The sequence below is a fragment of the Kitasatospora sp. CB02891 genome (genome assembly GCF_002803145.1).
Classification (GTDB): domain Bacteria; phylum Actinomycetota; class Actinomycetes; order Streptomycetales; family Streptomycetaceae; genus Kitasatospora; species Kitasatospora griseola.
The window spans coordinates 180,426-192,224 of sequence record NZ_NNBO01000006.1; the positions used below are offsets into that span (position 1 = coordinate 180,426).

An 11,799-nucleotide genomic window follows, 5' to 3' on the forward strand; every position below is an offset into this window, starting at 1 on the left:
GCGTCAACTCCCGTTCCGATCACCCCAGTTAGTCAGGCGGAGGTGAGCGACACCGAGGCCTCGGGGGTGTGGAGCTGGAAGGTGAGGGACTCCTGGAGGTAGAGGTGGACGGTGGTGTCGTCGTGGGAGAGGTAGCCGATCGACAGGTCCTCGCCGAGGTGGAGTTCGAAGTCGCCGCCGCGGGTGGAGAGCAGGATGGCGCCCTCGACGGCGGGGGCCCAGATGATCTCGCCGTCGAGGAGGCGGGCGAGGTGGTTGTGGACGGGGTAGCCGTGGTCGGAGGTCTCGTTGACGGCGGTGTAGGTGTCGGCGCCGAGCAGCAGGGAGTAGGGGCCGCCGACGCCGGCCAGGCGCAGCGCGGTGAGGGCGCGGCTGACGGCGTTGGGGTAGTCGCGGACGTCGGCGGGCAGGGCGACGGGGTGGTTGCTGGAGCCGTCGCGGATGCCGGTGATGCCGGCGGCGGCGTAGCCGTCGAAGAGGGCGCGGTCCTCGGCGAGGGCGATGGTGCGGGCGGCGTCCTTGACCGGGTCCCAGTCGGAGTCCTTGGAGCCGCGTTCGACGTCGTCGACGGCGGCCCGGGTGACGGTGAACGGGACGCGCAGTTCGACCAGCGGCCGGCACTCCCGGGCGCGGGCCTGGACGCCGTTGGTGGGGGCCGCGATGTCGGCGAGGTGGCCGGTGCCGACCGCGGCGAGTTCCGGCCCGTCGGGGCCGAGCAGGTCGACCACCCGGCGGCCGGCCAGGTGCAGGGTGAAGGTCCGCCGGGCCTCCTCCTCGATTTCGGCCCAGGCGGCGGCGGAGACGGGCGCCAGCTCGCGGTGCAGGTTGTTCACGGTGAGGGACTCCTCTTCAGGCTGCCGATGCGGAGACTGCCGTCCCGGACCGCCGGGTTCGCGGACGGGGCCGGTGGCTGGGGTGCCGACGGGGCGTCGGCCTGCGCGCGGGCGGCCGCGGTGCCGGGCGCGGGCGGCGGGTCGCTCAGGAAGTCGGCGCTCGGGACGTGGAAGAGGGTCCCGGTGACGGGGGTGGAGAAGTCCAGCAGCCGGTCGTGGGCGGCCGGTCCGCGGCCGAGGAACATGTTGCGGAGCATCTCCTCGGTCACCCACGGGTCGCGGGCGTAGCCGATGAAATAGGTGCCGCACTCGCCGCCCTCGGTGAACGAGCCGAACGGCATGTTCAGCCGCCAGATGTCGACCCCTTCGCCGTCCGGCCCGGTGACGGTGTTCAGCGCGACGTGCGAGTCGGCGGGCTTGACGGCGTCGTCCAGTTCGATGTTGTCGAGCTTGGTGCGCCCGATGATCAGTTCCTGGCGTTCGGTGCTGAGCGCGTTCCAACCGTCCATGTCGTGCAGGTACTTCTGCACGACGACGTAGGAGCCGCCGGCGAACGCCGGGTCCTCGTCGCCGATCAGCACTGCGTCGGCGGCGGCCCGGCCGACCGGGTTCTCGGTGCCGTCGACGAAGCCGATCAGGTCGCGGCAGTCGAAGTACCGGAAGCCGTGCGTCTCGTCGACGACGCTCACCGCGGCGCCCAGCCGGCCGGTGATCCGGGTGGCCAACTCGAAGCACAGGTCCATGCGTTCGGCGCGGACGTGCAGCAGCAGGTCGCCGGGGGTGGCGGGGGCGAGGTGCCGGGGGCCGGCCAGTTCCTCGAATGGGTGCAGGCCGGCGGGGCGGGGCCCGGCGAACAGGCGGTCCCAGGCGTCCGAGCCGATGCCGACCACCAGCGACAGCCCGTCGTGCGGGGCGCGGGTGCTCACCGAGCGGGCCAGCCCGCCGAGGTCGGGCAGCAGGTCGCGGACGGCCTGTTCGCCGCCCTCCTCGACGGTGAGCACCAGGAACACGGCGGCCCCGGTCAGATCGGCGAGGACCGGTTGGGGCTGCGGCATGGCGGATGCTCCAGGGGGACGTGCGGACGCCCGCCGACCATACCGGGCAAAAGGTTGGAGACTCTGCCATAGCGCCTGAATCGGGCGTGTCCCGGACCTGGACCGAGCCCCGCGCGTCAGCCGCTGGCGACCATCGCCGCGACGGCGAGTGCGGACAGGACCGCCAGGCCGCCGTACACGGCGAGGTGGAGGCGGCGGCTGCGGCCGGTGAACCGCAGCCAGTGCCGACCCGGTTCGTCGGCCGCTTCGCCGCACAGCGCGCCGAAGACCGCGCCGGCCAACAGCACGCCGGGGAGGTGGCCGAACGCCGCCCAACCGAGGCCCGCCTCGCCGTCCTCGGCGTAGGTGTCGCCGAGGGCGGCCAGGACCACGGTGACCAGCAGGAACAGGAGCAGTGCGACCAGCAGGGCGGGCCGCCGGTTCACCGGCCGGCGTTCCCAGATCGAGCTGATCGGACCGCCCACCGGAAGGATCGTCAGGCCCACGATCGACGACGGGAGCCCGCCGTCGCCGAACAGCGCAGAGCCGGCCCAGAACAGCAGGATCAGGGCCAGCCCGATGCCCGTCCCGACGGCTGCGGCCGTGAACCCGGCCAGCGCGCGCGACCGATCGGTCTCCTGCACGAGTCTCCCCCGTTCCCACATCCCGCCCCGCTACTGGGCGTTGAGCACCGCCATCCCTGATTCCCCCGCCTCGAAGCGGTCGAACAGCCCGGCCGGCGTATCCACCGGCCCGACGTGGTCGATCAGCAGCACCGCCTGCTTCTCGCCGTCCTGCTCGGCCGGCACGAAGTCGGTGACCAGTTCGCGCCGCAGCAGCGTCACCCACTCCTCCTCGCCCTCAGTCGGGGCATCGGCGAACGCGTCCAACAGCTCGGCCTGTTCGGCCAGTTCCTCGCCGAGCACCGCCCGCGGCGCGACCAGCGCGACGGACAGCCGGTCGCCGGTCCGGGCGTAGCGGGCGGACAGGTCGAAGGGCAGCAGGTAGAACACGCCCTCCTCGCCCTCGTGGCCGCGGTTCAGCAGCTGACAGGCGATCCGCTCCCCGGGGTCGGCCGAGTCGGTGTCCACCGACAGCAGCACCCCGACGTCGTCCGGGCCGAACGGCGGTACGGCGGTGATCCACATGCGTGAGGAGTCGTCCATGGCGGCCAGCCAAGCACACGGCTCCGACGGCCCGCCGCGCGCTCCGGGTCGGCCGCCCACTTCGATCCGACGAGCAGTCAGTCCGGCTGCGAACGACGCGCAAGGACCACCTCGGCACCGCGCCCGCCCGGTCGATGGCCCGCTCCGGCCGTCGGCGACGGGGCGCAGCCCGACCCCTCCCGGAGGGCGTTCATGTCCCGTTCCACCCTCGCCGCGACACCTGTCTACCGCCGCTACTGGGCCGGCCCGCCGCCCGTCCAGCTGTGGTTGGCGGACCGGTGGTGGCGGGCCGCCGCGGCGTCCCGGGCGACCTCGGCGCGGTGGGCCTCGGCGTGGTCGTGGGCGGGGCGCCGACTGCGAAAGGGGCGGGCGGCCGCGCGGGCGGCGGAGACGGCGATTTCGATCAGCCGTGGCATGGTGGACCCCCGTTCGTCTCCGGACGACCGGTTGCGCCCGGACCTTCTCAGCGTACCCAAATAGTCGCCTTCACAAGTCAGTTGACGGCATACCAGTGGCCGCGGAAGGCGTCGGTGGGGCGGGGTTCGCCGAGTTCCGGGGCGCCCCAGTGGGCGAGCGCCTCGATGACGGGTCGCAGCTCGGCGCCGCGGTCGGTGAGCTGGTAGACCGTGGCGTTGGCGGGGCGCTCCAGCCGTCGGCGCTCGATCAGCCCCTCGGCCTCCAGTTGCTTGAGGCGGGTGGCCAGGATGTCGGTGGAGACGCCCGGCAGGTCGGCGTGCAGGTCGGTGTAGCGGCGCGGTCCGCCGAGGAGTTCACGGACGATCAGGAGACTCCAGCGTTCTCCGACCGCGTCCAGGGCGCGGGCGACGGCGCAGTACTGGTCGTAGCTTCGGCGTGGCATGCCGTCAGCATAGCCAAGAGGTTGGACTTTCCAAGTCCCTACTTGGTAGAACGAAGCAAGCCGGCCGCAGGGGCTCGGTGACGGGTCGGGAGGCCGCTGATGGAGTTTCGCCAGTCCAGCAAGCTGAAGGACGTCTGCTACGAGATCCGCGGCCCGGTCGTCGACACCGCCAACGCCCTGGAGGAGGCCGGCCACAGCGTCCTGCGACTGAACACCGGCAACCCGGCGCCGTTCGGCTTCGAGGCCCCCGAGGAGATCGTCCAGGACATCATCCGCAACCTCACCAACGCGCACGGCTACAGCGACTCCCGCGGCATCCTGCCGGCCCGCCGCGCCGTGGTGCAGTACTACCAGCAGCGCGGCGTCCCGAGCGTCACCGTGGACGACGTCTACCTCGGCAACGGCGTCTCCGAGCTGATCCAGATGAGCGTGCAGGCGCTGGTCGACAACGGCGACGAGGTGCTCGTCCCGATGCCGGACTACCCGCTGTGGACGGCGGTGGTGACCTTCGCCGGCGGCAAGGCGGTGCACTACCTGTGCGACGAGGAGTCCGACTGGTTCCCCGACCTGGACGACATCGCCGCCAAGATCACCGACCGCACCAAGGCGATCGTGGTGATCAACCCGAACAACCCGACCGGCGCGGTCTACCCGAAGGAACTCCTCGAGGGCCTGCTGGACCTGGCGCGCCGCCACAACCTGATGGTCTTCGCCGACGAGATCTACGACAAGATCCTCTACGACGGCGTCGAGCACCACTGCCTGGCCGCCCTCGCCGACGACGTCCTCACCCTCACCTTCAACGGCCTCTCCAAGTCCTACCGGGTGGCCGGGTTCCGCAGCGGCTGGCTGGTGGTCTCCGGCCCCAAGCAGCACGCCAAGGACTACCTGGAGGGCCTCACCATGCTGGCCGGCATGCGCCTGTGCCCCAACGTGCCCGCCCAGTACGCCGTCCAGGCCGCGCTCGGCGGCCGGCAGTCCATCGACGACCTCGTCCTGCCGAACGGCCGCCTCACCGAGCAGCGCGACGTCACCTGGCGCGCGTTGAACGAGATCCCCGGCGTCTCCTGCGTCAAGCCGCGCGGCGCGCTGTACGCCTTCGCCCGGCTCGACCCCGCCGTCCACCGGATCGTCGACGACGAGCGCTTCGTCCTCGACCTGCTGCTCCGCGAGAAGATCCACATCGTCCAGGGCACCGGCTTCAACTGGCCCCGCCCCGACCACTTCCGCTTCGTCACCCTCCCCCGGGCCGACGACCTGGAGACGGCCATCAACCGCATCGGCCGCTTCCTCGCCACCTACCGCCAATAGCCGCGGCGGCGGTCAGCCGACGGCCGGGGCGCCCGCCGTCCCGGCCGGGCCCCGACCGTCCATGCCCGGCAGGGCCGTCCCCGGCACGCCTCCACACCGCTGCGCCCCACTCCGAGGCCATTGACCAGCAGGAACGAAGAGGCGCAGCTGGATTACTAGCTGTTCGCGCCCCCGCCGCTGTTGCCCCCGCCGTTGTTCCCGCTCCCACCGCCGTTGTTGCCCCCGCCGTTGTTGCCCCCGCCGTTGTTCCCTCCCCCACCGTTGCCGCCTCCGTTGTTGCCGCCGCCGCCGTTGCCGCCTCCGCCGCCCGGGTTGAGCAGGCCGACGATGTCGATGGTGTTGCCGCAGACGTTGGCCTGGATGTTGACGGGGATCTGGATCTGGTTGCCGGACAGCACGCCCGGCGATCCGGCGGCGATGCCATTGGCGACCGCGTCGCCCGAGTTGATGCACAACGTGCCCACGGGCGAGGCGGACGCGGCGTGGCCGGAACCGTGTCCATGGGCGGTGGCGGAGCTCGTGGGGAGGACGACAAGCGCGGCAGTGAGGCCGGCAGCTGCGAGGTACTTCCTGGAGTTGGTCATGCAAAGGAACTATCCGATCATCCTCCCCAACCCGGTGAGACGCGGCTGCATCGTCGCCCGGTCGGAGGTGTCTCCCGTCACCGACGGAGGCATCACCACTGATCGGAGCGAGCCGTGGACGCGTCCGGTCCCCGACGCCTCAAGACTGCTGCGCCGCGACCGGATTGCCGATCGATAACGAACCCATCACTCGAACTCCACGGCTCGCGCACACTCGGAAGGATGGCGTCCCGTCCACGCCGACCCTCCGAGATGAGCCGTCTTGTCCTTCTCCCTCCGCCTGCGCCGGGCCTCCGCGGCCGGTGCGCTGCTCGCCGCCGCGCTGTTCGCCACCGCTTGCGATCCCACCGACGTCGCGCCGGCCACGACCGGCTCGCCCGCTGCTGTCAGCAGCAGTGCGCCGTCCCCCAGCGACTCCCCCACACCGCCGCCGAGCCCGAGTCCGAGCCCGTCCCCGACGCCGTCGCCGAGCCCCACTCCCACGCCGACCGTCGAGCCGACCACGCAGGCTCCGGCGCCGGCGCCGACCACCAAGGCGCCGGAGCCGGCACCGAAGGCCACCACCGCCAAGCCGCCGGCCGACCCCACCCACGCGCCGGAGCAGGCGGGCTGCCACCCGCTGTCGAACGCGGGGAACTGCTACAAGGCGGGCCAGTTCTGCCGGGCCTCGGACCACGGGGTGGCGGGCACGGACGCCTCGGGGCGGACCATCCGGTGCGAGGACAAGAACGGCTGGCGCTGGGTGGCGGGCTGACGGTCGGTCAGCGTCGCGGGCCGTACATGATCACACCGACGCCGGCCAGGCAGATCAGCGCGCCCAGCACGTCCCAGCGGGTGGGGCGGAAGCCGTCCACGACGACGCCCCACAGCAGGGAGCCCGCCACGAAGACGCCGCCGTACGCGGCCAGCACCCGGCCGAAGTTGGCGTCCGGCTGGAGGGCGGCGGTGAAGCCGTACAGTCCGAGCGCGAGCACGCCGAGACCGGCCAGCCACCACGGGCGGGACTCGCGGACGGACTGCCAGACCAGCCAGCAGCCGCCGATCTCCAGCAGCGCGGCCAGCGTGAACAACGTGATCGAGCGGACGGTACTCACCGCACCACCCTAGACGGCGAGGTCCCCGGGCCCGACAGCACCGGGTCCGGGGACCTCGCCGGCCCTCAGTGGCCGTGCTCGCTGCGGCCCGCCCGGCGGGTGATCGAGTAGTGGTCGATCCGGGTGCCGTCCTCGGCCAGCGCGGTGACCTTCATGCTGCTGGTCGCGCCGCGGTGCGCCGGGGTGACGTCCACCTTGATGAACGAGTAGCCGGTGTAGCGGACCCGCGACCACTGCACGGTCTCCGCGACCTTCACGCTGCCCTTGTCGAAGTGGTACGTGACCACCTCGTCCTGGTGGTTCTCGTGGCCCTCGTAGGTGTCGGGGGCGTCGAACGAGTACAGGCTGCGGCCGGCCGCACCGGCGGTCACGTACACCACGCCGTCCTTGGACGGGTCGATGCTCGCGCCGCTCGGCACCGCCTTGTTGACCTTGTTGCCGAGGATCGCGTCGGTGCGCTCGTACACGTGGTTGTGGCCGTTGATGACCAGGTCCACCCGGTACTTCTCGAACAACGGCACCCAGGCGTCCCGGACGCCGCCGTCGGAGGCGTGCTGGTGGGTGGTGGAGAAGGCGCAGTGGTGGAAGAACACCACCACGAAGTCGATCGCCTCGTCCGCGCGCAGCTCGCGCAGCTTGCGCTCCAGCCACTCGGTCTGCCGGCCCGCGGTGATGCCCAGGTTGGCCGGGATCTCGTAGGACACGTCGTTGGCGTCCAGCGAGACGACGCCGACGTTGCCGTAGGTGAAGGAGTAGACGCCGGGCGCCGTGCGCGGGTCCGGGCCGTTGGTCGGCAGGGTGAAGCGGGCGTCGTCGCCGCCGTACCCGTTGTGCGAGTACCAGGCCTCCATGTCGTGGTTGCCGTAGGCGACCATCCACGGGACCTTCGCCGCCACCGTCTCGGTCTGCGCCAGGAACGCGTCCCAGGTCAGCGCGTTGAACGCGACCCGGTCGCTGTCCTTGCCCTGGCCCATCGGGTCGGCGTAGCAGATGTCGCCGGCGTGCAGGTGGAACACCGGCTGCTGGGCCAGGATGACGTGGTCGTTGCCGGCCGCGTGCGAGGAGACGCCCTGGTCGCCGAAGGCGGTGAAGGTGAACGGCTCGAACGGACGGCCCCGCCGGCCGTGGCGGGACGGCGCGGTGGTGAAGGTCTGCAGGGTGGAGATCGCCTGCTGCGAGGCCGGGTCGAAGCCCTCGTGGCCGACGCCGTAGTAGTAGGTGGTGCCGGGCTGAAGGTGGTTCAGCTCCACGTGCAGGTAGTACTGGTCGACCGGGGTGGCGCCGTCGACCAGCGCGGGGGTGTGCAGCGCCCGGACCTCGGCCTCGATCTTGTGGCTGAGCTCCCACGGGTGCCGGCCGAAGCGCAGGAACGGCTTCTTCACCGGCGCCGGCACCTGCCAGGACACCCGCATCTGGGTGTCGGCGTCGGCGCCGAACTGCAGGTGGCGGCCGACCGGGGCCACCAGCGAACCGGACACCGCGTCCGTCGTGCCGCTCTGCTTCACGGCCGGGTCGGCGAACGCCGTGCCGGAGCCCAGCGCCCCGCCGACGGCCAGCGCGCCGACCGTCACCGCGCTGGAGCGCAGCAGGGTGCGGCGGGAGAGCTTGCTGCGGAGGTACTCGTGCTGCTCCGCCATGTTCATGCGGGCGGCCAGCTGGGCGGGCACGCCCATGTTCGGGATATCCATGCGCGGGAGACTGCCAGCGGCCGATGGCCGTCACCCTGATGCTCGGTGAACGACCGTCATCGTGTCGGTCTGGCCGAGCACATGATCAGACCATGTGTTGGTAAAGCTGCCGACGCGAAGCGCGCACCGGCCCGATCATGGCGCATCGTCGCTGCTCACAGCGGGTCGCCCGGCACCGCCAGGTACGCCGCCCGCAGCCTCGCCAGCCCCGCCGCCTCGGCCTCCCGGACGTCGAACTCCCGGCCGTCCACCGCCGCGACCGCCCGCACGCCGGTCGTCGCATTGGTGGCGAACACCGCGTCCACGCCCGCGAGTTCCCTCCCCACCCTAGCGAACTCCCCGCCGCACGCCCCGCGCAGCAGCGTCATCGCGGTGCCCGTCAGGTACTCCCCCTGCGGCCACACCACCTCGCCGTCGCGCAGGAACCCGACGTTCCACGTCGTGCCCTCCGTCAACCCGCCCTCCGCGTCCACGAACAGCGCGTCGTCGAACCCCGCCTGCCGGGCGAGCCGCCGCTGCCGCAGCACCCCGAACAGCGCCACGCTCTTCACCTCCGGCAGGTCCCGCCGGTACCCCGCCGTCCGCACCCGCACCGCCCCCGGCGCCCCGCTCCCCGCCGGACGCGCCGTCACCAGCACCCGCGGATCGGCCGGTCCCCCGACGCTCCCCAGGTCCATCCCCGGATCGAACAACGTCACCCGCACCACCACCGCCCCGCGCGCCGGCACCTGCCGCCGCACCAACTCGCGCACCCGCCCCCGGTCCGGCCGCGCCCCGAACACCGCCGCGCAGTCCCGCTCCAACCGCGCCAGGTGCAACTCCAGCCCCCGCACCCGGCCGTCCTCCACCAGCATCGTGGTGAAGTGCCCGTAGTTCGTCAGCGCCAGCGCCTGCAACTCCCCGGCCGCCACCGGCCGCCCGTCCAACTCCGCCACCACGACTCCTTCGCTCACGCCCCCATTCTCCGCGCCCGCAGGGCCGCCCACGCGGCACCGCCCGCCGACCGCCCGGAAATCCCGGTGCGACCCGCGCGGCGGGACGGATAGGTTCGCGGGATGACTGCGACCGAGACCCAGCGCCGCCCCGTACCGTTCAACGACAGCAGCGAACTCGACACCTCGCTGGCCTTCCTGGGGTTCGCCCGGGAGTGCGTGGTGAAGAAGACCGAGGGGCTGACGGAGGAGCAGCTGCGCCGGGTCCTGGTCGGGACGGGGACCAACCTGCTGGGTCTGGTGCAGCACCTCACCGCGTCCGAGCGGTACTGGTTCGGGCACCACGTGGCGGGCGACCTGACGTACGCGGAGGTCGACTTCACCATGGACGTGCCGGCCGGGGTGGGTGCCGAGCAGGTGCTGGCCGCCTACGCGGAGGCCGTCGCGGCGAGCGACGCGGTGATCGGCGCGTCCGCCGACCTGTCGCGTCCGGTGGCGGTGCCGGTCAACGACGAGCTGCTCTCGGTGCGGTGGGTGCTGGCCCACATGACCGGCGAGACGGCCCGGCACGCCGGTCACGCCGACATCCTGCGGGAGCAGATCGACGGCGCGACCGGGCGGTAGCGGGGGATCAGGCGGTGGCGGCGGCCGCGGCCCGGCCGGCGGTGCGGCCGGTGAAGAGGCAGCCGCCGAGGAAGGTGCCTTCGAGGGAGCGGTAGCCGTGGATGCCGCCGCCGCCGAAGCCGGCCGCCTCGCCCGCCGCGTAGAGGCCGTCCAGCACCGAGCCGTCCGGCTGCAGGACGCGGGAGTCGAGGTCGGTGTGGAGGCCGCCCAGCGACTTGCGGGTGAGGATGTGCAGCCGGACGGCGATCAGCGGTCCGGCCGCGGGGTCGAGCAGGCGGTGCGGGGTCGCGGTGCGGATCAGCTTGTCGCCGAGGTAGCGGCGGGCGCCGTGGATGGCGGTGACCTGGAGGTCCTTGCCGAAGGGGTTGGCGATCTCGCGGTCGCGGGCCTCGATCTCCGTCCGCAGCGCGACGGCGTCGACGGGAGGGGCGCCGTCCTGGCGCTCGTTCATGCCCCGCACGAGTTCCTCCAGCGTGGCGGCCACCACGAAGTCCGCGCCGTGCTGCTTGAAGGCCTCGACCGGCCCGGGCGCCCCGGGCAGCGCCCGGCCGAGCACCCGCCGGATCGAACGTCCCGTCAGGTCGGGGTTCTGTTCGGAGCCGGAGAGCGCGAACTCCTTCTCGATGATCTTCTGGGTGAGCACGAACCAGGTGTGCTGGTACCCGGTGCGCATGATGTGGTCGAGGGTGCCGAGGGTGTCGAAGCCGGGGAACAGCGGGACGGGCAGCCGGGCGCCGGTGGCGTCCAGCCAGAGCGAGGACGGGCCGGGCAGGATGCGGATGCCGTGCCGGGCCCAGATCGGGTTCCAGTTCTCGATGCCCTCGGTGTAGTGCCACATCCGGTCGCCGTTGATCAGGCCGGCGCCGGCCGCGGCGGCGACGTCCAGCATCAGGCCGTCGACGTGCGCGGGAACGCCGGAGAGCAGCCGGGCGGGCGGGGTGCCGAGCCGTTCGGGCCAGGCGGCGCGGACCTTGTCGTGGTTGCCGCCGATGCCGCCGGAGGCGACGATCACGGCCTGGGCGCGCAGTTCGAACTGCCCGGCGACGGCCCGGGAGCTGGCTTCGCCGCGCGGCACGGCGGACGGCGCGAGGATCTCCCCGGTGACGGTGTCGAGCGAGCCGCCGCTCGCGGAGAGGCCGGTGACGCGGTGCCGGAAGCGGAGGGTGACCCGGCCGGCCCGGACGGCGTCGCGGACCCGGCGGACGAACGGTTCGACCAGGCCGGGCCCGGTGCCCCAGGTGATGTGGAACCTCGGGACGGAGTTGCCGGGGCCGCTGGCCAGCAGCCCGCCGCGTTCGGCCCAGCCGACCACCGGGAACAGCCGCACGCCGAGGCCGTGCAGCCAGGCCCGCTTCTCGCCGGCCGCGAAGTCGACGTACGCCTCGGCCCAGCGGCGCGCCCACGCGTCCTCGGGGCGGTCGAAGCCTGCGGTGCCGAGCCAGTCCTGCCAGGCGAGTTCGCGGGAGTCCTTGATCCGCATCCGGCGCTGTTCGGGCGAGTCGACCAGGAAGAGCCCGCCGAAGGACCAGTGCGCCTGGCCGCCGAGCGACCCGGCGGGTTCCTGGTCGAGCAGGATGACGCGCCGCCCGGCGTCGGCGAGTTCGGCGGTGGCGGCCAGGCCCGCCAGGCCGGCTCCGATCACGATGACGTCGGCGTCGAGGGCCATCCGGGGAT

13 protein-coding genes and 1 pseudogene are annotated in these 11,799 nt (G+C 72.7%); 3 read left to right on the plus strand and 11 right to left on the minus strand.

The window, feature by feature from the left end; translation table 11 throughout:
- Nucleotides 1-32: 32 nt before the first annotated feature.
- The 6 genes and pseudogenes from CG736_RS15950 to CG736_RS15975 form a co-directional block, all read right to left on the minus strand.
- On the minus strand, nucleotides 33-833 hold the full coding sequence (locus tag CG736_RS15950) for a family 1 encapsulin nanocompartment shell protein (protein WP_100586881.1): 801 nt from the start codon (nucleotides 831-833) through the stop codon (nucleotides 33-35).
- A complete protein-coding gene (locus CG736_RS15955; protein WP_100586882.1) occupies nucleotides 830-1,888 on the minus strand; it encodes a Dyp-type peroxidase in 1,059 nt (352 codons plus the stop codon). The genes CG736_RS15950 and CG736_RS15955 overlap by 4 nt, the downstream gene beginning before the upstream one ends.
- A 116-nt stretch (nucleotides 1,889-2,004) precedes the next feature.
- Complete coding sequence (locus tag CG736_RS15960; RefSeq protein ID WP_100586883.1) at nucleotides 2,005-2,511, minus strand: hypothetical protein; 507 nt, start codon at nucleotides 2,509-2,511, stop codon at nucleotides 2,005-2,007.
- Nucleotides 2,512-2,541: 30 nt separating this feature from the next.
- Entirely contained in the window at nucleotides 2,542-3,033 is a 492-nt protein-coding gene (locus CG736_RS15965; RefSeq protein ID WP_100586884.1) for a hypothetical protein, read from the minus strand.
- 233 nt (nucleotides 3,034-3,266) lie between these two features.
- Nucleotides 3,267-3,449, minus strand: coding sequence for a hypothetical protein (locus CG736_RS15970; RefSeq protein WP_100586885.1), 183 nt, complete (start codon nucleotides 3,447-3,449; stop codon nucleotides 3,267-3,269).
- 83 nt (nucleotides 3,450-3,532) lie between these two features.
- Nucleotides 3,533-3,892: pseudogene (locus tag CG736_RS15975) on the minus strand (winged helix-turn-helix transcriptional regulator); the annotation flags it as partial.
- A gap of 99 nt (nucleotides 3,893-3,991) precedes the next feature.
- On the opposite strand from CG736_RS15975, the gene CG736_RS15980 reads away from it, so the two are divergent.
- Nucleotides 3,992-5,203, plus strand: coding sequence for a pyridoxal phosphate-dependent aminotransferase (locus CG736_RS15980; protein WP_100586887.1), 1,212 nt, complete (start codon nucleotides 3,992-3,994; stop codon nucleotides 5,201-5,203).
- Between the two features lie 155 nt (nucleotides 5,204-5,358).
- On the opposite strand, the gene CG736_RS38610 is transcribed toward CG736_RS15980, so the two are convergent.
- Nucleotides 5,359-5,787: a chaplin gene (locus CG736_RS38610; protein WP_100586888.1), complete on the minus strand. Its 429-nt coding sequence runs from the start codon at nucleotides 5,785-5,787 to the stop codon at nucleotides 5,359-5,361.
- A 262-nt stretch (nucleotides 5,788-6,049) separates the two neighbouring features.
- Here CG736_RS38610 and CG736_RS15990 point away from each other — a divergent pair, with 262 nt between their 5' ends.
- A complete protein-coding gene (locus CG736_RS15990; RefSeq protein ID WP_100586889.1) occupies nucleotides 6,050-6,541 on the plus strand; it encodes a hypothetical protein in 492 nt (163 codons plus the stop codon).
- A gap of 7 nt (nucleotides 6,542-6,548) precedes the next feature.
- Here CG736_RS15990 and CG736_RS15995 read toward each other — a convergent pair whose 3' ends face one another.
- From CG736_RS15995 to CG736_RS16005, 3 genes are all read right to left on the minus strand, one after another.
- Complete coding sequence (locus CG736_RS15995; protein ID WP_100586890.1) at nucleotides 6,549-6,881, minus strand: YnfA family protein; 333 nt, start codon at nucleotides 6,879-6,881, stop codon at nucleotides 6,549-6,551.
- A 65-nt stretch (nucleotides 6,882-6,946) separates the two neighbouring features.
- Nucleotides 6,947-8,569 carry a metallophosphoesterase family protein gene (locus tag CG736_RS16000; RefSeq protein ID WP_100586891.1) on the minus strand — a complete coding sequence of 541 codons (1,623 nt, stop codon included), beginning with the start codon at nucleotides 8,567-8,569 and terminating at the stop codon, nucleotides 6,947-6,949.
- Between the two features lie 155 nt (nucleotides 8,570-8,724).
- On the minus strand, nucleotides 8,725-9,504 hold the full coding sequence (locus CG736_RS16005; RefSeq protein ID WP_100586892.1) for an aminotransferase class IV: 780 nt from the start codon (nucleotides 9,502-9,504) through the stop codon (nucleotides 8,725-8,727).
- Between the two features lie 120 nt (nucleotides 9,505-9,624).
- Between CG736_RS16005 and CG736_RS16010 the strand changes: the two genes are divergently transcribed.
- Nucleotides 9,625-10,125, plus strand: a complete 501-nt coding sequence (locus tag CG736_RS16010; RefSeq protein ID WP_100586893.1) for a DinB family protein — start codon at nucleotides 9,625-9,627, stop codon at nucleotides 10,123-10,125.
- Between the two features lie 7 nt (nucleotides 10,126-10,132).
- On the opposite strand, the gene CG736_RS16015 is transcribed toward CG736_RS16010, so the two are convergent.
- Nucleotides 10,133-11,791: an FAD-binding dehydrogenase gene (locus CG736_RS16015; protein WP_100586894.1), complete on the minus strand. Its 1,659-nt coding sequence runs from the start codon at nucleotides 11,789-11,791 to the stop codon at nucleotides 10,133-10,135.
- Nucleotides 11,792-11,799: the final 8 nt, after the last annotated feature.